General features: G+C 40.1%; 14 protein-coding genes and 1 pseudogene. 13 read left to right on the forward strand and 2 right to left on the reverse strand.

What is annotated here, in order from left to right; translation table 11 throughout:
• Positions 1–38 precede the first annotated feature (38 nt).
• The 12 genes and pseudogenes from PSYC_RS03465 to folD form a co-directional block, all read left to right on the forward strand.
• Positions 39–578 (forward strand): annotated as a pseudogene (locus PSYC_RS03465) (N-acetylneuraminate synthase family protein); the annotation flags it as partial.
• A gap of 153 nt (positions 579–731) precedes the next feature.
• Positions 732–1,625 (forward strand): glycosyltransferase family 52, encoded by an 894-nt coding sequence (locus PSYC_RS03470; protein WP_041757540.1) that lies wholly within the window; start codon positions 732–734, stop codon positions 1,623–1,625.
• Between the two features lie 180 nt (positions 1,626–1,805).
• On the forward strand, positions 1,806–2,891 hold the full coding sequence (locus tag PSYC_RS03475) for a glycosyltransferase (protein ID WP_011279950.1): 1,086 nt from the start codon (positions 1,806–1,808) through the stop codon (positions 2,889–2,891).
• Entirely contained in the window at positions 2,891–4,762 is a 1,872-nt protein-coding gene (gene asnB / locus PSYC_RS03480; protein ID WP_011279951.1) for an asparagine synthase (glutamine-hydrolyzing), read from the forward strand. The genes PSYC_RS03475 and asnB (PSYC_RS03480) overlap by 1 nt, the downstream gene beginning before the upstream one ends.
• 54 nt (positions 4,763–4,816) lie before the next feature.
• Positions 4,817–6,016, forward strand: a complete 1,200-nt coding sequence (locus PSYC_RS03485; RefSeq protein WP_011279952.1) for a glycosyltransferase — start codon at positions 4,817–4,819, stop codon at positions 6,014–6,016.
• A 138-nt stretch (positions 6,017–6,154) separates the two neighbouring features.
• Positions 6,155–7,237: a glycosyltransferase family 4 protein gene (locus PSYC_RS03490; RefSeq protein ID WP_011279953.1), complete on the forward strand. Its 1,083-nt coding sequence runs from the start codon at positions 6,155–6,157 to the stop codon at positions 7,235–7,237.
• Between the two features lie 2 nt (positions 7,238–7,239).
• Entirely contained in the window at positions 7,240–9,195 is a 1,956-nt protein-coding gene (asnB, locus tag PSYC_RS03495) for an asparagine synthase (glutamine-hydrolyzing) (protein WP_011279954.1), read from the forward strand.
• Between the two features lie 24 nt (positions 9,196–9,219).
• Positions 9,220–10,416, forward strand: a complete 1,197-nt coding sequence (locus PSYC_RS03500) for a hypothetical protein (protein WP_011279955.1) — start codon at positions 9,220–9,222, stop codon at positions 10,414–10,416.
• Between the two features lies 1 nt (position 10,417).
• Positions 10,418–11,533 carry a glycosyltransferase family 4 protein gene (locus PSYC_RS03505; protein ID WP_011279956.1) on the forward strand — a complete coding sequence of 372 codons (1,116 nt, stop codon included), beginning with the start codon at positions 10,418–10,420 and terminating at the stop codon, positions 11,531–11,533.
• A 289-nt stretch (positions 11,534–11,822) separates the two neighbouring features.
• Complete coding sequence (locus PSYC_RS11775; protein ID WP_011279957.1) at positions 11,823–13,070, forward strand: sugar transferase; 1,248 nt, start codon at positions 11,823–11,825, stop codon at positions 13,068–13,070.
• A 54-nt stretch (positions 13,071–13,124) separates the two neighbouring features.
• Positions 13,125–14,603, forward strand: a complete 1,479-nt coding sequence (locus tag PSYC_RS03515) for a capsule assembly Wzi family protein (protein WP_011279958.1) — start codon at positions 13,125–13,127, stop codon at positions 14,601–14,603.
• A gap of 675 nt (positions 14,604–15,278) precedes the next feature.
• Positions 15,279–16,166, forward strand: a complete 888-nt coding sequence (gene folD, locus PSYC_RS03520) for a bifunctional methylenetetrahydrofolate dehydrogenase/methenyltetrahydrofolate cyclohydrolase FolD (protein WP_011279959.1) — start codon at positions 15,279–15,281, stop codon at positions 16,164–16,166.
• Positions 16,167–16,379: 213 nt separating this feature from the next.
• Here folD and corA read toward each other — a convergent pair whose 3' ends face one another.
• Positions 16,380–17,594, reverse strand: coding sequence for a magnesium/cobalt transporter CorA (gene corA / locus PSYC_RS03525; RefSeq protein ID WP_011279960.1), 1,215 nt, complete (start codon positions 17,592–17,594; stop codon positions 16,380–16,382).
• Between the two features lie 80 nt (positions 17,595–17,674).
• Positions 17,675–18,064, reverse strand: a complete 390-nt coding sequence (locus PSYC_RS03530) for a DUF2237 family protein (RefSeq protein ID WP_011279961.1) — start codon at positions 18,062–18,064, stop codon at positions 17,675–17,677.
• Positions 18,065–18,607: 543 nt separating this feature from the next.
• Here PSYC_RS03530 and PSYC_RS03535 point away from each other — a divergent pair.
• Complete coding sequence (locus PSYC_RS03535; RefSeq protein WP_011279962.1) at positions 18,608–19,912, forward strand: ATP phosphoribosyltransferase regulatory subunit; 1,305 nt, start codon at positions 18,608–18,610, stop codon at positions 19,910–19,912.
• Positions 19,913–19,945: the final 33 nt, after the last annotated feature.

Consider the following 19,945-nt stretch of genomic DNA (forward strand, 5'->3'; position numbering starts at 1 on the left):
CTTCTATGGATGTAATAGGTATTAAATCGATCCATACGGCATGTTCAGGTGGCTGTAAAGAGCTCGCTATTCTGCATTGTGTGAGTGGCTATCCTGCACCTAGCGAGGACTACAATCTACTTACGATTCCAGATATGATGAAACGCTTTGGTTTAGTGACAGGTTTATCAGATCATACACTTGATAATACGACAGCAATCACTAGTGTGGCGCTTGGTGCATCAATTATCGAAAAACACTTTACGCTTGACCGTAATGCTGGTGGTCCCGATGATAGCTTCTCTTTAGAGCCTACAGATTTAACGGCTCTTTGCCGGGATAGTAAGACTACTTGGGCAGCACTTGGCAAAGTAGACTATGGACGCAAAGCAAGCGAGCAAGGCAATATGAAGTTTCGTCGTTCTCTATATTTTGTCAAAGATTTGAAGGCAGGTGATGTTATCACGGAAGATGCAGTACGCAGTGTCAGGCCAGGATTTGGGTTGGCTCCGAAGTTTTTGGAGGAAGTGATTGGAAAAGTAGTGAAGGAAGATGTTAAGGAAAATACAGCTGTTGTTTTAAAGTATTTACAGAAGTAAGCTGAAGTCATAAATATATAGTCAGTTCAATATGAAAACTATATATTAGTCTTGATACATAGGCTAAAGCACCTTTTTTATTTAGTGCCGACTATAACTGCGCATTGTTAATTTAAATAAATATACAAAGTAACTATGTTTATGAGTTTTTATATGAATATTTTCATTGTTAGAACAAGACTACAAGCATTAATAGTAGAGAAGATAATAAAAATAGAAAGCAAAAAGCTATATGTATTAGTTCTATGTTATCAAGATCACAGGTATGAAGATGCAACTGAGGTTTATTCTTTATACGAGAAAGTTAAAAGAAACTCGATTTTTTCTATAAGTGTACTTTCGATAGATAATATTTCTATTAATATTTTGAAATATCTTTGTCTACATGTACTATCTTTTATTACAGGTGGAAAAATATTTCTGGCAGGAATAGATAGTTATCCTTTTGCTATATCAGCCAAGATTTTTCCTTTCTCAAAAATTATTACATATGATGATGGCACTGCCAATTTTATTAGCAACTCAAAATATTTTAAAGATACTCCTCTTGAGAGGAAAGGAATTAAGGGAATTATTTCTAAAGTAGCTTTTCCTGAAGGGGCTGCAAAATACTTAAGAAGTAGAACTAAGCTGCATTATACAATATTTTCAGGTCTGAGCAATATCGTTGAAGAGGCAAGATTGTTCAATCTTAATTGGGATTGGGGTGAGCTATTAGATGAAAGAGACTTAAAGAAAATACCAGCACAGACTAATACTATATTGTTAGGAACGGTGTTTCATAACTTGAGTAAAAGGGAGTATCTACAACAAAAAGTACTTGAGATATTTCCTTCCATTGATTTATACATTATGCATCCCCGTGAGAGTGTTTGGATAGAAAATGTGAAAGCTGTCAGGCTCCATAGCCCCGCAGAAGCAATTTTGAAACATATTGTGGATAGAATGGGTCTCAAAATAAAGGTGTATCACTTCAATTCAACAGTAGCTTATTCGTTGGCTGATAATACAGATATTGAGTTTATTGATTTACTAGTTGATGAGTAGACTGCATATAATGAAAACTACTAAAACTGGAATATACTAAAAAATTATAGACATAATTTTATACTGCTTGAAATAAGTATTTAAAGTAATTCTTTAGTAAATGATGTTGGAAAATATGGTATAGCTAAAGTTAAGAAGTTTCATGTCAGGTCAATATAATTTATAAAAGTCTGAGATAAGATGAAAAAAATAGCAATTTTCCTTCCCGATCTTCGTGCTGGTGGTGCTGAAAAAGTAGCGTTATTACTATCTAATGAGTTTGTGCAAAAAGGTTGTGCTGTAGATGTAATACTCTGCACTGCTCATGGTGAGTTCTTATCCGAGTTAGATACTCGCATTAATGTAGTCGATTTAAAAAGTCCAAGGTTGCGTAACGCATTTTTTCCTTTATTACGTTATTTAAAAGCAGAACGTCCTGATGTTTTGCTAGCTTTAATGTGGCCACTGACTTTATTAGCAGTTACTGCTTTTAAATTCGCAAAATTACCTGGACGTGTCGTAGTCTCTGATCATACTACTTTCTCACAAGCACCTTTATTGAAAAAAAAATCAACAAGAATATTTTTCAAATTGAGTTTGCCTATGGTTTATTCTTTTGCTAATGCAAGGTTGGCCGTGTCTGAGGGAGTTGCAAATGACTTAGCGACACTAGGTAATATCAAGCGAAGTAGTATTACAGTGCTTCATAACCCAGTTAGTTCAGATACTATGCGTTTTACCAAGGAGCAAAATGAAGAATCTTGGCAGGGTTTTAGTGGTAAGAAAATTGTCGCTGTAGGTGCCTTAAAGTGGGAAAAGGATTATCCTACTTTGCTAAAAGCCTTTGCTTTATTATTAAAAAAGGAAAATGCGTACTTGAGTATAGTCGGTCAGGGTACTTTACTATCTGAGTTAGAAGCTATAGCAGAACAGCTAGGCATTCGTAAGCAAGTTAACTTCGCAGGTTTCAGCACTATGCCCTCTGCATGGATGGCATCTGCTGATTTACTAGTGCTATCTTCTAGTTGTGAAGGCTTTGGTAATGTCATAGTTGAATCACTAGACGTTGGAACTGCAGTTGTTTCTACCGATTGCAAGTCGGGTCCTAGAGAAATTCTCTGTGATGGAAAATATGGTAAATTAGTGCCTGTAGGTGATGTTGATGCTTTGGCACAAGCTATGGTTGAGTCTTTAAATGAACAACATGATATGGATGCTCTGAAACTACGAGCTGCAAAGTTTTCAGTTGATAAGATTGCAAAGCAATACTTAGAGGTTTTTAGATAATGTGTGGATTATTAGGTTTAATTGATTATACAAAAACAACTAGCGAAGATATCTTTAGTGAGATGTTATCTTGTTTAGTGAAACGCGGTCCTGATAGCGAAGGAATAGATTTATTTTATGACGATTCTTGTTCAGTTTTACTTGGTCATAGAAGACTTGCGATTCAAGACCTTAGCAATCATGGGCATCAGCCTATGAAATATGACAATTTAGTCACTATTTATAATGGTGAAGTTTATAATTTTAAAGAGATTCAGCAACAGCTTTTAGAAAAAGGTTACTTTTTTGAGTCTGATTCTGATACTGAAGTGATTTTAAAAGCGTTTCACTGCTGGGGAATTAAGAGTGTCGATAAGTTTCGAGGAATGTTTGCTTTTGCAATTTACGATATAAACAAACGAGAGATTACTATTTTTCGTGATCGTGTAGGAGTAAAACCACTTTATTATTCCCAAACAGAAGATAGCTTTATTTTTTCTAGTGAATTGAAGCCTTTCATTAGCTTCCCAAACTTTGATAAAAGTATTGATTTTGAAGCTGTATCTTCTTATCTCCAGTTCGGTTATATTCATGCGCCAAAAAGTATATTTAGTTCGGCCAAGAAACTATTGCCTGGGCATTATTTAAAATTCGATATTGCATCAAAAAAACTATCCATCGATTGCTATTGGGATGTGACTGATTATTTTGAAGATAAGACTAATGTCACTGATATAACCGCTATTACTGATGAGCTAGAGTCTATAATTATAGAGTCATTTAATTTACGTATGATTTCTGATGTTCCAGTGGGTACGTTTCTCAGTGGTGGGGTAGACAGTTCTTTAGTAACGGCCATCCTTCAAAAATATAGCGATATACCAATCAATACCTTTACTATTGGTTTTGAAGATAAAAATTATGATGAATCAATTTACGCCAAAGCTATAGCTGATCACTTAGGTACAAACCACACTGAGTATATCTGTAAAAAGGAAGACGCATTAGAGATAATTAAAGAGCTACCGAAGATTTTTGATGAGCCATTTGCAGACAGCTCAGCTATACCAACAACGTTGGTCTCTAAACTAGCAAAAGAAAAGGTATCTGTAATTTTATCAGGTGACGGTGGCGATGAGTTATTCTGCGGATACTCTAGCTATACGTTAATGGAGAAAAGGTTCGCCTCTATATCCAAAATACCTTTTAAGAACAGTATCAAAAAACTATCAGATTTTATACCATTCCCTCTCGTACTTCTTAATGGTATCAATGAAAATTTATATACTAAATTTATGAAATTTAGAAATCTGTTAGAACATGACGACATTGCTAATGCGTTTAAAGTTTCAAATTCTGTTTTTTGTAAAGACGAAATAGATAAAATCATATCTCAAGAGTATTTTTTTAATGAAGACTCAATTAGTCATGTTTCTACACTAGAGAAAATGATGATTTCTGACTTCAAAGGCTATTTGCCAGATGATTTACTCGTAAAGGTTGATAGGTCAACAATGAGTGTCTCACTAGAAGGTAGAGAACCACTACTCGATCATAAGATTATCGAGTTTGCTGCTAGGATGCCAATATCTTTGAAGAAAAATAAGTCTATCTTAAAGGATATTCTGAAGCGTTATGTTCCTGAAGAATTGTTCTTGAGAAAAAAGCAAGGCTTTGGTATTCCCATTAATTCGTGGTTGCGAAATGACCTAAAATATTTATTAGATCAATATTTAAATGAAGATATTATAAAAGAGTATGGTGTTTTTGATCCCAAATATGTTACTGATTTACTACGCTTGTTCCACGCAGGTAAGAACGATGATAGAAAAATTTGGACACTATTAATGTTCCAAATGTGGTTTTCAGAACATTTGGCAACTAGTAAATAACAGAGAATAGTATAGATTTATAACCAAAAACTATATTTTTCGAAAGGTCAAAAAATGATGCTTAAGAAGAAAGCGCTGTATTTATCATATACTGGCTTATTAGAACCTTTAGGTCGCTCTCAAATTTTAGCTTATCTTTCGCGATTGTCAGATGAGTATCAATTTACTATTGTCAGCTTTGAGAAAGCTAATGATTTTGCTGAAGCATCCAAGGTTGAGGCTTTGCGAGAAGAATGTGTCTCTTACGGTATTGACTGGCAACCCAAAATTTATCACCATAAGCCTAGACTGTTAGCCACATTATGGGATTTGTGGGTTTTACTTCAGGCTACTTGGACATTCTCTCATTCGGGAAGGGCAGAGTTAGTACATTGCCGTAGCTATATTCCTGCGATTGCTGCTCTGCTTGTAGGTAAAGTAACCAAAGTGCCTTTTATTTTCGATATGCGTGCCTTGTGGCTTGATGAGATGATTGACGCTGGACGCTTAGACCGTAATAGCATCATTCACCGAATATTAGTGTTACTAGAAACCAAGCTATTAAAAGATGCTGCACATGTGGTCAGCCTTACCCAAGCCGCTGTTGACTACTTACAGGCACAGCAGTCTCATCTAAAAAGCCAGAAATTTTCTGTTATTACTACCTGTGTGGATTTGAGTAAATTTATTACTAGAAAAGCTGAAAACTCACCTAAGAAACTAGGCACTATGGGCACAGTGATTAGTGGTTGGTATCATTTGGATTGGTTGTTTTTAACGCTACAAACGCAAATGAAAAAGGACAAGGACGCGACATTCAAAATAGTTACGCGTGATTCAGAACAAGCGCTTCGTAAGCTAGCGACACAGTATGGTATTGAAGGTTCAAAATTAGAGATTATAAGCTCTACCCCTAATGATATCGCAAACAATATTGCCAATATAAAAGCTGGGTTACTTTACTTTACCTCAGGCGTTAGTAAGTTAGGTTCTGCTCCGACTCGTATGGGTGAGTTTTTGGCTTGCGGTATTCCAGTTATCGGTAATCGTGGAGTCGGTGATATGGCCGATCTCATTGAGCATTATAAAGTAGGAGTGGTTATTGAAGACGGTAGCCAACAATCTATAGATAAAGCTTTAGCTAGCCTCGATTCATTATATCAAGATAAGAATTTATCTGAGCGCTGTAGAAATGCGGCTGAAACTTATTTTTCTGCTGATAGTGGTGCAGATAAATATCGTAAGATTTATAAAAGCATAATTTCCCATGACTAATGCAGGCTTAATAAATGTTGTTTTTGCAAATTACTCCTGCGCCAGCTTCTGCTGTTGGATGATGCATTACTCGTTTTTCTCACAAAAAGTAGGGTTGAATGCTAATACATTTTGCTCTTGTGCCAATAAGGGTAATAAATGAAAGTATTAGTTTTTACAAAGTACCCTCGTATGGGTGCTAGCTCTCGATTACGTACTTTGCAGTATTTACCACTACTTGAGCAACATGGTTTTGAATTTACTGTCCGTAGTTTATTTGACGAAGCCTATCTTGAAAATCTTTATAACAATAGTAGTCGCTCACGTTTGGCTGTTTTAAAGTATTATTGTAAGCGCTTGATTACCTTATTTTCGGTCTATCGCTACGATTTAATATGGATTGAATACGAACTCTTCCCTTATTTACCTGCTTTTGCTGAACGGTATTTAAGACTTATTGGTAAAGAATATATAGTGGATTATGACGATGCAATTTTTCATAATTATGATTTATTTGATAATTCAATAATCCGTAAATTCTTAGCTAAAAAGATTGATATGGTCATGGCAAAATCCAGTTGCGTGATTGCAGGCAATGCTTACTTAGCTGAGCGTGCGCGAGCCGCTGGTGGTAAATATATTGAATGGGTACCCACTGTCGTTGATCAGTCTCGCTATGTACCAATGCTGAAGGAAAAAGGTAATCAAAAGGTAATTGGTTGGATAGGATCACCCTCAACACAAAAGTATATTCTAGATATAAAAGAAGCTTTACATACCGTCTGTGAGCTTCATTCGGCTCGTTTGCTACTAGTGGGTGCAACCCAAGACATCGTTGATGAGTTCTCAGGTATAGAAGTTGAAGTTGCAGCTTGGAGTGAAGATAGTGAAGCTCAATTGATTCAGCAGATGGATATCGGTGTTATGCCGCTTCCTGATGGGCCTTGGGAAAAAGGTAAATGCGGCTATAAGCTTATCCAGTACATGGCATGTGGCATACCTGTTGTTGCCAGTCCTGTCGGTGTTAATAACGATATTATAAGTGATGGTAAATGTGGCTATTTGGCTGATAACTTAGAACAGTGGGCTGATTCATTGAGTATACTACTATCTTCTCAGGAGAAACGACAAATGCTTGGTGATGCTGGTAGGAAAGCAGTCGAAAAAACTTATTCGCTGCAGGTTCAGGCACCTATTCTAGCTCGTATATTTAATTCAATAATTAAAAGCGATGTGACCTAATTATGTGTGGTGTAAACGGTTTTTTCAATGCGCACACAACGATACCTGTGCAAAATGTCATAGCTCAGATGAATGCCGCTATCGATCATCGTGGCCCAGATGCTGGTGATGCTTGGTTGGATGAGAATATTGGTTTGGTTCTTGGTCATCAGCGTTTGGCTATACAAGATCTTTCCCCGGCAGGCGCACAGCCCATGCACTCTGCTTGTGGGCGATATGTGCTAGCATTTAATGGCGAAATCTACAATCATTTACAATTGCGTGAGCAGCTTATGATTGAAGGTCATGCACCCGCTTGGCGTGGTCATTCAGATACAGAAACTATGCTAGCCTGCTTTGTCGCTTGGGGGATAGAAAAAACTCTACAAGCGATGGTAGGTATGTTCGCCATTGTACTGTGGGATCGCCAGCAAAAAGTATTGACGCTAGCTAGAGATCGAATGGGTGAAAAGCCTCTATATTGGGGGTGGCAAGGACAGAGCCTATACTTTAGCTCTGAGTTAAAAGGACTCAAAGCGCATCCTTCGTTTAAAACTGATATTAATCGTGATGCGATAACTCTACTATTACGACACAATTGCATTCCCGCTCCTTATAGTATTTATCAGGGTATCGAAAAGCTGCGTCCTGGACATTGGGTGCAATTGCCTTTATCTGATATACAACAAGCTAAAACAGCGCAATCGAAAGCCTACTGGCGTTTTAATGATATCGTTGAAGCAGGTTTAGCAGATCCATTTACAGGAAGTCCAGAGCAAGCAGTTGACGCTTTAGAGTCTGCACTGATGCAAAGCATCGGGGGACAGATGCAGTCTGATGTGCCACTTGGGGCTTTTTTAAGTGGCGGTATTGATAGCAGTACAGTAGTGGCCTTGATGCAAGCGCAAAGTTCACGCCCAGTAAAGACCTTTACTATAGGGTTTGATGACGCAGGTTATAATGAGGCAACTCATGCAAAGGCTATTGCTAAACATATAGGTACTGAACATACTGAAATGTATATGCGCCCTGAAGACGCTCTAGCGGTAATACCTAAATTATCTTCTATATATTGCGAGCCATTTTCCGACAGCTCGCAGATTCCGACCTTTTTGGTGAATCAGTTAGCACACCAGCACGTGACGGTGGCGCTCAGCGGTGATGGTGGTGATGAATTATTTGGAGGTTATAACCGCTATCTTATGGCTCAGCAGGTTTGGAGTAAGAGTCGCAAGTTGCCTAGGCCGATGCGGCAGCTAGCAGCCGTTAGTCTTACTGCTTTGTCACCCAAAAGCTGGGATACATTGGTTAATACGCTTAGTCCGGTAATACCTAAACGCCTAAATTTACGTACTCCTGGGGACAAAGCCCATAAGCTAGCAGGTGTCCTTAATATCGATAGCGAACAAGCCTTTTATCAGAACTTAACCAGTCATTGGCAGGATCCAGCTCAATTAGTTATTGGTGCACAAGAACCAGCAACCCTAATCAGTGATTCAAGTTGCTGGCCGACAACAGATAGCTTTCAGCATGCCATGATGGCTATGGATGCGCAAACTTACATGACAGATGATATATTGGTTAAAGTTGATCGTGCGGCAATGGCCAATAGCTTAGAGACCCGAGTGCCAATGCTTGATCATCGTATCGCTGAACTCGCTTGGCGTATGCCTTTAGATTATAAAATACGTAATGGTGAAGGTAAATGGTTGCTGAAGCAAGTATTATATCGTCATGTGCCTCGCGAATTAATTGAACGTCCTAAAATGGGTTTTGGTATACCTCTGCATGATTGGCTACGAGGTTCTTTACGTGATTGGGCTGAAGCCTTGCTTGATAGAAATCTTTTGCAGCAGCAAGGGTATTTTAATCCAGCGCCAATCCGTAAGATTTGGAATGAACATTTGAGCGGCGTATTTAATCATCAACATCAGCTATGGGACATACTTATGTTTCAGGCATGGCTTGAAACGCAATAATACCTAGAAAATAGAGATAATTGAATGTCAGATCTAAGCTGGATTAATACTTATGGATTTTTAGGGACTAGGCTGTTCGATTTGCCTAGTTTTTTTATGTGCTTGTTGACTGTATTCATACTCGGATATAAATTTGATATTTCACCTAAATATCAGGTTGTGTTAGCACTACATTGCTTCTTGCCCTTTATTTTAAATGATGTGTTGTTTAATGCTAATTATATGCCAGATCAGTTCCGTTACTGGGGTGGTGTTAATGAGTTGAGGAGTGGAGAATTAGGCTTTATCGAAGCTTTTCAAAGCAGTGATACCGTCTTAACAGCAAGTGCCCTGCTGGCTTTGATTCCATTTCCAACGCCTGTTTCAATTATCAGCTTAGGCTTCTACAATACCTTTCTCTATATCATTCTATTTTTTATTCTATACGTAAAAAAAATATTTACCAATGTGTCTATATGGTTTTACTTACTATTTCCAAGTGCTGCTTTATATACTGCTCTGAGCTTAAGAGAAACTTTAATATTATTTTTTATGATTTTGACAATAGTATACGCCCGTGAGTCTAAAGTTTTTAAAAGTATTATCTGTATTGCACCCTTATATATAATTAAATTTCAAAATTTCTTTATTCTAGGTCCTATTGTTCTGCTGTATTTTATATTTAATGTGGCAAAAAAAGGAATGGGGGTAACCAAAGCATTGATTATTGGTGCGGTTGGCTTAGCTGCTCTACTACTCTCTGCTCCTATTGCTATACCGTTAGTTAATAAATTTAGAGTCGCTATGTTTGTCGAAGATGGTGGAAAAGCAGAGAATATCAGCCTTATTACAGGCACAGGTGACTTTGTATTTCAAGGTCTGACCTCAGCGTTGTATTTCTTGTCCAAACCTTTACCCTGGGAAGCTAGCGGTGCTTTGCAATTTGTACAGTCCGTTGAGAACTTAGCAGTATTAGCCATTTTGTACTTAATAACCCGTCAAGCTTGGAGGAAGTTCCCTGACAAACTTACCTTTTGGCTATTGTTTATGGCGTTAGCGATGTCTGTATATGGTTTGGTTGTGGCTAACTATGGTACTGCTGTCCGTTATCGTTATGCATTCGTGGTTATCTATGTATTGTTTGTCTGTGCTGACTGTAATGTCCAAAAGTTGTTTCCGAAAAAAAATCGACCTTCTCATGCGAATCAGCCAGTAACACACGATAAAGGTGATAGGACTTAAATTGAAAATATTATATATCGTTAATGAGCCTTGGTTTTTCTTATCTCATCGTCTGCCTATCGCTTTGGCTGCTAAAGAGCAAGGTCATACCGTACATGTAGCGACTAGAGACGGTAAAGCAGTCAAAGAAATCACTGATATGGGTTTTATCCATCATGACATCCCACTGTCACGCAGTGGTAGTAGTATACCCAATGAGTTGAATAGCTTATTTGCTATTTGGAAACTGCTAACACAGGTTAAGCCTGATGTGCTCCATTTAGTTACTATTAAGCCCGTTGTATATGGTGGTATTGCTGCTCGATTTACAGTAGTGCCAAAGGTAGTCGCTGCAGTGTCAGGATTGGGGACTTTGTTTTTGGCTACAGGGTTTAAAGCTCAGTTAAAACGAAAACTTGGTACATGGTTGTATCATTTTGCGTTAAGCTCTAATAAGACCACAGTGATTTTTCAAAATCCTGATGACAAGCGGATGTTTATAGATCTCAAAGCGGTCAAACCAGAGCAAACCGTCTTAATTCGTGGCTCAGGCATAGACCTTTCGGCTTTTAGTTTTTTCCCTGAGAATCTAACTGATAAGCCTGTGGTAACCTTTGCTGCTCGTTTATTGTTTGATAAAGGCTTAACGGAGTATATCGAAGCTATTAAGCTTTTGAATAACAAAGGAATAGCTGCGAGTTATCAGATAGTGGGAGATCTAGACCCAGGTAACCTCACTAGTGCTAAAAATAGAGATATTGAGCTATGGAAGTCTATTCCTAATTTAAGTATTAGGGGCTACCAAAAAGATATGGCAGCTGTTTTTAGACATTCTAATCTGGTGGTATTGCCTTCTTATCGTGAAGGTTTGCCTAAAGTTCTGATTGAAGCTGCTGCTTGCGGACGAGCGGTCATTACAACCGATGTACCGGGCTGCCGTGATGCTATAGAAGCAAATGAAACGGGTTTGTTAGTAGCCGTTAAGAGCCCCAATGAGTTGGCTGATGCTATCGAAAAGCTGGTCACAGACACTATTCTTCGAGTACGTATGGGTACGGCAGGGCGTCAGCTGGCAGAAAATGCGTTCTCAATTGAACAAGTGGTCGATCAGCATTTGTCTATTTACCAGCAGTATTGATTACCATCTTTTACGCGACTCTCAACTTAATATGGGCTATCGTAGGCTGGCGCTTTTAGCCCAGTCAATCGTAACAATTTGCCAAAAACGCTGGGCTAAAGCCACAGCCTACGCCAAAAATTATGATAGTTGAGAGTGGGGTATCTTTTATAGTTTTCCGTTTTTTTATAGCACTTCCTTTATCTAAATTGCCAACCTACTACAATAGTACAGTTTTTTACACTCTCAATAAGTTATATTTGCTAAATTTCCAAATGTACTTTGTATCTACGAATGAAAGACTCTAATTATGTTCAATAGAAAAACGCTACAGTATTTGCGCTTCTTGCCTGTCCAGCTATTCGTAGGATTATTACTATGTACTTGGATTCCGTACTTATTTTTTGACTGGAATTATCTAACTCAAGGGTTTAACAAAGCGAGTGTTTTTAATATTCTTACTAGTGGCACACTCACTTTATTGACTTTGTTCACCCTGAACTTGATACGTCAATTCCCAGGTATTACCTCGACGTCATACATATTACCGGTATTCCTATTTTGGTTTGCTATAATTTTTACCTTAGCCACACCAACCGATTTTCCTTTTTCTTTAACCTATTATTACTTAAGTAGCATTTGTTTGTTTAGCTACCTTTTTATCGTTAATATAATTAATGGTCATTACCAAGTTCAAACCTTAGCCTATATTCCAGTGGGTAGAGCAACGGATATGCCAAAACAAGTGCCCTCTGCTGATTGGATGAAGTTAGACACTACTAACTTAGAGCAGGATGTGAGTGGTATCGTAACGGACCTTCATAGCGATGACTTGACTGATGACTGGCAAAAGTTTATCGCTAATAAAACTTTAGAAGGTATTCCCGTCTATCATTATCGTAATATCCGCGAGTCATTGACTGGTAGAGTCAGAATCAATCATATGTATGAGAATGAATTGGGCTCTTTGCTTCCTTGCGAAAATTATATGTTAATCAAATATTGCCTTGATTTCTTAATTATTCTAATATTACTGCCATTTACCCTTATAATCTGTCTATTGACTGCTATAGCGATTAAGCGTGAAGATGGGGGTAAGGTTTTTTATGTTCAATCACGAGTGGGTTATCGTGGGAAACCCATCAAAGTTTATAAATTCCGCAGTATGCGCGAAAATGCGAAAGAAATCTTAACGGTCGATAGTGATGATCGAATTACTAAGGTGGGCAAGTTTATTCGTAAGACTAGAGTTGATGAGCTGCCTCAATTTATTAACGTTATTAAAGGTGAGATGAGCTTAATAGGTCCGAGGGCTGAATTTATTGATTTTGCGGTCAAACTTGAAAAACAAGTGCCTTTTTTTAATTATCGTCATATTGTCAAGCCCGGCATCTCTGGTTGGGCACAGGTCAACCAAGGTTATGCTACCGGAGCAGAAGAAACCCAATTAAAAATTGAATATGATTTTTATTATATCAAGCATATTTCATTTACCTTGGACTTACTGATTTTCTTTAGAACCATTCATACTACGCTGACAGGATTTGGTTCGCGGTAAACTATTGAGTTAATAACCCATCTGTTTCATAAACTAGATTATGAGTAAACCACTATGAGCAAGCAACTGTCACACCGCCGTCTAAACGCTTTAAGTCTAATCAGTATTTTATTGAGCTTTGGTATGGTGAGTACACTTGCCAGCGCACAAAACCTGTATATGAACGACCTAAAGCTTAAGGCAGATCTTGACTGGCTCAATACTCAAGGGGTCGCGCAGATTAGTACCAGTACTTGGCCGCTGACGGCTAATGAGATCAAACGCGCTTTAAATACCGCTAATGCCCAGACGCCAGCGCAGCAGCAGATATTACAGTCGGTACAAACGCGATTGAATCAGAACCTTGACTCAGTGGTAAAAGGCTCGGCTGCACTGCATATACAAACCGATAGAGATCAGCTACCACAAAAGTTTGCCGACGATCAGCTTGCTGGTCAGCAAGCAAGCGTCGGGGTGTCGCTTAGCAAAGCGGAGTGGGAATTTAATTTACAAGCCAATGTGAAAAATGACAAACTCATCGAGGACAGCTCAGACGTTAGTTTTGAGGGCTCGTATCTTGCGGGTACTGCTGCCAATCAATGGTTAATCGCGGGTAAAGTTCCAACATGGTGGGGACCGGGTCACGATGGCAGCCTCATTCGAGGCGATGCAAGCTTACCGGTTGCAGGTTTTACCATGCAGCGTGATCAGCAAACCGCGCCTACATCGCAGTATTTATCATGGGTCGGACCTTGGCAATATCAGCTATTTGCCGGTCAATTAGAGGATTATGAGGCCATTCCCGATGCTAAGTTATTTGGCGCAAGGCTGACGGCTAGCCCATGGCCATGGCTAGAAGTGGGTGCGTCTCGTACCTTTATGTGGGGCGGTGAAGGTCGTCCACAGAGCTTTGGCTCCTTTACTGATGCTCTTTTAGGTACCAAAGATAATGAAGCGACTAATAGTATTGAGGCAGCCAATGATCCAGCCAATCAACTTGGCGGTTTTGATGCGCGCATGAGTCTGGCACCGTTAATCAACGTACCCGCAGGTGTCTATGCTCAATATGTAGGTGAAGATGAAGCAGGCGGCTTGCCCGCTAAAAATATGTATTTAGCCGGTGTTGATTATGCGTCTGATGCTTATGGTAAACCTTATCAGCTTTATGCAGAGTATACGGACACCCGCTCTAGTGGCGAAGTGCGAGGTATTTCCTACGACCACTTTGTTTATACAGATGGCTATTATCAGCAAGGCTTCCCATTAGGCTATGCGCTAGGCGGCGATGCGGAAAGCATCGCACTTGGTGGACGATTATGGCTTGATAACCGTAACTTTATCAATGCAAAAGTGCAACATGCTAAAGTAAACCAATCAGATGAAAATGATAATCAGGCCTTCCCAGCGACTGATAAGCTGACAGCTATCGATGTGGCGTGGGAGCATCAGCTAAAACCACAAGCGTTGGTGACTACTAGGCTGTGGGCAGTAGACTCTGATACCCAATCTAGTGACATTGGCGCGGCAGTGGGTATAGAGTTTCATACTTATTAGATGGCTATAGTAAATTCATTATAAAAACGAGTCAGCAGGACTGGAATAAATTTTTCGCAGCCTCTGTCTGCGTAGGCACAGCACGCCAGAAAAATTTATACCAGTTCAGCGTTGCAATATAATGTATCTTTTTTATTTAGATTTGACTATATTTAGTCAGTTTACGATAGCACTTGAACACAAAAAGTCGGTCTATTAACTACTAATAGACCGACTTTTTTATGGTCATGTTATTGTTTTTTAATTAAGGTGTTCTCATCTCACGCTAGGATTTTTCAGCCTACACAGGTACAATATCAGTCTTAATAATATAGTCGATTAAATTTAGAAAGAATATAGTGCTGCTGGGATAAATGTTGCGAAGCCTCTGGAGTGCGAAGCGCACAGCAAGCGAGGAAAATTTATCCCAGCAGAACGCTGTTTTGAAGGTATCTCTTTTATATTAATATGACTATATATTGACCGAGCATAAGACAGGCATGCAAAGATATAGTTGAAATACTTTAAAGTCGCTACCGTATTGCTGGTGTAAATTTTTTGCAGCCTCTGTCTGCGTAGGCACAGCAAGCAAGAAAAATTTGCACCAGTAGTACGTGTTGTATCGATATTATTTTTCACCGACTATACTGCAGGCGCTGTCTTTGTTTTTTTATCGCACCCTCTATTGGAGTTACTATGTCTATTGCGTCTATTGCATCAACTGCCCAAGGATCTGCTACCATTTTGGATGGTAAAGCACTTGCTAAACAAATAGAACAGCAACTGAGTACGCGTGTAGACGCTATTAAAGCTAAGACAGGACGCACCCCAAGCCTAGCGACGATATTGGTCGGTGATGATCCCGCTTCTGCGACTTATGTACGTATGAAGGGCAATGCTTGTCAGCGTGTCGGCATGGATTCTATACGCGTTGAGATGCCGAGTGCGACAACGACTGCAGAGCTTATGGCTAAGATAGACGAGCTAAATAACAATCCAGACGTCCATGGCATCTTGCTACAGCATCCAGTACCGGCGCATATCGATGAGCGTGCTTGCTTTGAGCAGATTGACTTGGCAAAAGACGTCGATGGCGTGACCTGCCTTGGCTTTGGTCGTATGGCGATGCAGCAGTCTGCTTATGGCTCATGTACCCCGCAAGGCATCATGCATTTACTAGAGCATCATAATATCGAACTGGCTGGTTTAGAGGCGGTAGTGGTAGGGCGCAGTGCTATCCTAGGTAAACCAATGGCGATGATGCTATTGAATGCCAACTGTACCGTGACGATTTGCCATTCAAGAACGCAAGATTTAGAATCTCATATTAAGCGTGCCGATATCGTGGTTGGGGCAGTGGGCGTACCTGAGCTGATCAAAGCCAATTGGATTAAAGCAGGCGCGGTAGTCATCGATGCAGGCTTCCATCCGACTGATAATGGCGGCGTCGGTGATATCGAGCTGCAAGGCGTAGAAAATATTGCCAGTGCCTATACACCAGTCCCAGGTGGTGTTGGACCGATGACGATTAATACCCTGATTCGTCAAACCGTTGATGCGGCTGAAAAGTCAGCGGGTTTATAAGATGATATATAGTTGCAATACTTTAAAGTCGCTACCGTATTGCTGGTGTAAATTTTTTGCAGCCTCTGTCTGCGTAGGCACAGCAAGCAAGAAAAACTTGCACCAGTAGTACGTGTTGTGTTGTATCGATATTACTTTTCACCGACTATAGTTCATTAAAAAGGGCTGTCATGTATATATATGGCAGCCCTTTTTTTTGTCTGAAAAGCTAATTTATAACCAGCCCAAGCGCTTAAAATTAAGGTATAAAAAGCTACATAGTGAAATGATAACGGCCATGACGATAAAGTAAGAATATTGCCAGTGCAGCTCAGGCATAAAGTCAAAGTTCATCCCATAAATACCCGCCATCGCCGTTGGTACTGCCAAAATACCCGCCCAAGCCGCAAGCTTACGAACCACTTCGTTCTGTCCCATATTGACCATAGCCAGATAGGTATTCATCACCACGCTGAGCATCTCATTCAAACCATTAATCGCATCTAGAGAATGCAATAAATGGTCATTGATGTCACGAAAGTAAGGCTTGGCAGCGTGCGAGAATGGTGAGACGAGATCGCTTTTTTGATGGTTAATAAAAAAGCTACAGATATCTTGCACCGGTAAAATCACCGCACGCATATGCACCAATTGTGATTTTAATTCATATAGATTTCTAAGCGTTTCTTTATTAAATTCATAAGTAAAAATATTGCGCTCTTGCTCACGTAAATAGCTGCCTAAGCGGTCGGTCACTGGCATATAGTTATCGACAATAAAGTCAATAACAGCGTGCAAGACAAAAATAGGCCCCATACGTAATTTTTCAGGGCGGCGATTACAGTGCTCGCGTACCGGTGCGTAGGAGTTCGAAGGGCCATTACGAATCGTAATCAGATAATTCTTACCCATAAATATCGCGGTGGTACCGTAGCGGATGACATTGCCTTCAAGCTTAGCGGTACGCAATACCACAAATATCGTATCATTGTCATAGCTTTCAACTTTGGCACGCTGATGGTCAGCAAAGGCATCTTCGATTGAGAGCTCGTGCAGATCAAAGGCTTCTTTTACCTCAGAGATCGTTTGCAAGCTAGGTTCATAAAGACCTAGCCAGATAAACTGACCGCTATTGCTCAAGGCGCGACTGACATCCCTGAGTGCTATTTTGTTGAGCTGCTCACCAGTTTTACGTGAGTAAGTATAACAATTGACCACTTCATTGGCACTTAATGGCTCAATATCCTCATAGCGCTCAGAGTCTGGATCATAGACGGTCATCGTCTCAATGGTGTCCTCGACCGTCGCATCAGAATCGCCATAGATATAGCTGTCATAATTGTCTAAATAGGAGTGCTCGTCTATGATAGTGGCGTCAATAAGACTGACATTAGACTCAGGTGTGATACGCGTTGCCGTTTTGACAATCAGGTCATCATCTTGGTTCATACCTGCTCCTTTTATCTAAGTAGGAAATAAATATAAAAATGATTCATGCAACGGATATCGATTCATGCAACGGATATAGATTACAGTGCAAAGCGTTTTAACGTATCGATATCGACCAAATTCAATAAGCTCTCATGACAAGCTTCAAGCTTGATTTGTGGTGCCATGCCCAAATCGAGTGCTTCAACCCAGCGTAGTGCACAAATACACCAGTAGTCACCCGGTTGTAGACCGACAAAACCATACTCAGGCAGCGGTGTACTCAAATCATTACCGCGACTGGCTGAAAAGTTTAAAAACTCGCTGGTCATTTTGGCGCAAACGGTATGTTGACCAACATCATGGTTGCCCGTATGACAAAAGCCATTGCGATAATAACCGGTAAGTGGATCAAAACAACAGCTGGCTAGGGCAGTGCCAAGTACGTTGCTTTGGTTGATGGCTGGATTTGGATGATAATCAGAGGACATAAGGCTTCCAAAATAAAAATATAGGCTAGTGTAACATGAGTGCACATCCAAGGCGTTATTCAACGATATAGTGGAAATACTTTAAAGTCGCTACCGTATTGCTGGTGTAAATTTTTTGCAGCCTCTGTCTGCGTAGGCACAGCAAGCAAGAAAAATTTGCACCAGTAGTACGTGTTGTGTTGATATTACTTTTCACCGACTATAGATGGCGATTGCAGTTAATTGTCACTAGGCAAAGCTTGGCTGCTATGCTAGACTAAAGCATAAAGTGCCTTGATTATTTATCATGGTTTTTTAGCGCATAAATTATCATAGTTTTTTAGCGCATAAAGATACTCGTCTTATCATCCCAACTTATACTATTGCTCACCCTTTTGCGGTTACCTAGTTTGCTTATCAATAATTGGGTCAGTGATGTTGCGCGTGAAAAATAAAAATCGCCTGATATCTATGCAATTGGAAATATAACCTTTAAGTACCACATTTAAGTACCGCATCTCTACCGCGCTTTTTGGTAAGCGATACGCCAAACAAGGATTTATTGTGTCTGCCAGTTCTGATTCTGCCAAACCTGCCCTGCAAAACGCCATCAAGCAAGCGGCTACTCAGCCCGCTGATAATAACGCCGCACCCAACCGTTTACCTTATCTTAGCAATCTTGCCAGCGATGTTGCTAATAGTTGGTTGCTGCCTGATGGAGTGGCCGATGTATTGTTTGAAGACGCTCATAAGCAAGAAGTGCTTAGACATCAATTGACGCAGCAGCTGATTACACACGGCTATCAGCTGGTGTCTCCGCCGATGATTGAGTTCACCGAATCCTTATTAAGCGGGGCCTCAGAGGATTTAAAGCGTCAAACCTTTAAAATTATTGACCAGCTAACCGGTCGATTGATGGGTATACGTGCCGATATTACGCCGCAGATTCTGCGTATTGATGCACACCATGGCGGCGATGGAATCGCGCGTTATTGCTATGCAGGCGATGTCATTCATACCTTGCCATCAGGGCTTTTTGGTTCACGCACACCGCTACAGCTCGGTGCTGAGATATTTGGTTGTGAGTCAATTGCAGCAGATATTGAGCTGATTGATGTCCTATTTAGCATGATTAATAGCCTAGATATGAGTGCAGTATTGCACGTTGATTTGGGTCATGTCACGATATTTAAACGCTTGGCAGAATTGGCGGCATTATCCGCTAGCGATACTGAGCAATTGATGCAGCTTTATGCCAATAAGAACTTGCCAGAACTTAAGCAGGTCTGCCAAGTATTGCCGATGGGTAGCGATTTTTATACCTTGGCACGCTTTGGTCATGACATTGCAAATCTGCTTGGAAGGTTGTCAGAGAATGCTCAACAAGATACGAAAATTGTCACCGCCATCGATGAGCTGCAACGTCTAAAAGCGCACTTGCAAGTACAGTGGCAGTGTGCGGTCAGTATCGATGTGACCGAGCTATCAGGCTATCATTATCATACCGGCATTGTGTTCAATGGCTATATCAATAGTGAGACCCAGCCGCTGGTGCGTGGCGGGCGTTTTGATGGCATGAAAAGTAATCAGCTAGCCACGAATCAGCCGCGTCAAGCGACGGGTTTTAGTATGGATGTCAGCCGTTTGCTCGCGCATACTCAGCTTGATGCACCCTTTATCGTGCTGATCGATTATGATGCTTTTAATAATTTAGACAGTGCGCAGCGGCAGCTCTTATTACAGCAAGTGGCAAGCTTACGTCAGCAGGGCTATCGCGTCACCATGCCATTAACGGCAGAAGACATGCCAGTGGGGTTGACGCATCGTTTAAGCCTTGCAGATAACCAATGGCGACTACACGCGGTTTAACTTTAAAAAAATTTACGTTTATAAGCGCTTTAA

Source organism: Psychrobacter arcticus 273-4 (assembly GCF_000012305.1).
In the GTDB taxonomy this organism is placed as follows: Bacteria; Pseudomonadota; Gammaproteobacteria; order Pseudomonadales; family Moraxellaceae; genus Psychrobacter; species Psychrobacter arcticus.

Bases quoted from the DNA above. Each gene is read 5' to 3' on its own strand.
- PSYC_RS03490 (WP_011279953.1), top strand. From the start codon at position 6,155: ATGAAAGTATTAGTTTTTACAAAGTACCCTCGTATGGGTGCTAGCTCT.
- PSYC_RS03530 (WP_011279961.1), bottom strand. From the start codon at position 18,064: ATGTCCTCTGATTATCATCCAAATCCAGCCATCAACCAAAGCAACGTA.
- asnB (WP_011279951.1), top strand. From the start codon at position 2,891: ATGTGTGGATTATTAGGTTTAATTGATTATACAAAAACAACTAGCGAA.
- PSYC_RS03500 (WP_011279955.1), top strand. From the start codon at position 9,220: ATGTCAGATCTAAGCTGGATTAATACTTATGGATTTTTAGGGACTAGG.
- PSYC_RS11775 (WP_011279957.1), top strand. From the start codon at position 11,823: ATGTTCAATAGAAAAACGCTACAGTATTTGCGCTTCTTGCCTGTCCAG.
- PSYC_RS03470 (WP_041757540.1), top strand. From the start codon at position 732: ATGAATATTTTCATTGTTAGAACAAGACTACAAGCATTAATAGTAGAG.
- folD (WP_011279959.1), top strand. From the start codon at position 15,279: ATGTCTATTGCGTCTATTGCATCAACTGCCCAAGGATCTGCTACCATT.
- corA (WP_011279960.1), bottom strand. From the start codon at position 17,594: ATGAACCAAGATGATGACCTGATTGTCAAAACGGCAACGCGTATCACA.
- PSYC_RS03485 (WP_011279952.1), top strand. From the start codon at position 4,817: ATGATGCTTAAGAAGAAAGCGCTGTATTTATCATATACTGGCTTATTA.
- PSYC_RS03515 (WP_011279958.1), top strand. From the start codon at position 13,125: ATGAGCAAGCAACTGTCACACCGCCGTCTAAACGCTTTAAGTCTAATC.
- asnB (WP_011279954.1), top strand. From the start codon at position 7,240: ATGTGTGGTGTAAACGGTTTTTTCAATGCGCACACAACGATACCTGTG.
- PSYC_RS03475 (WP_011279950.1), top strand. From the start codon at position 1,806: ATGAAAAAAATAGCAATTTTCCTTCCCGATCTTCGTGCTGGTGGTGCT.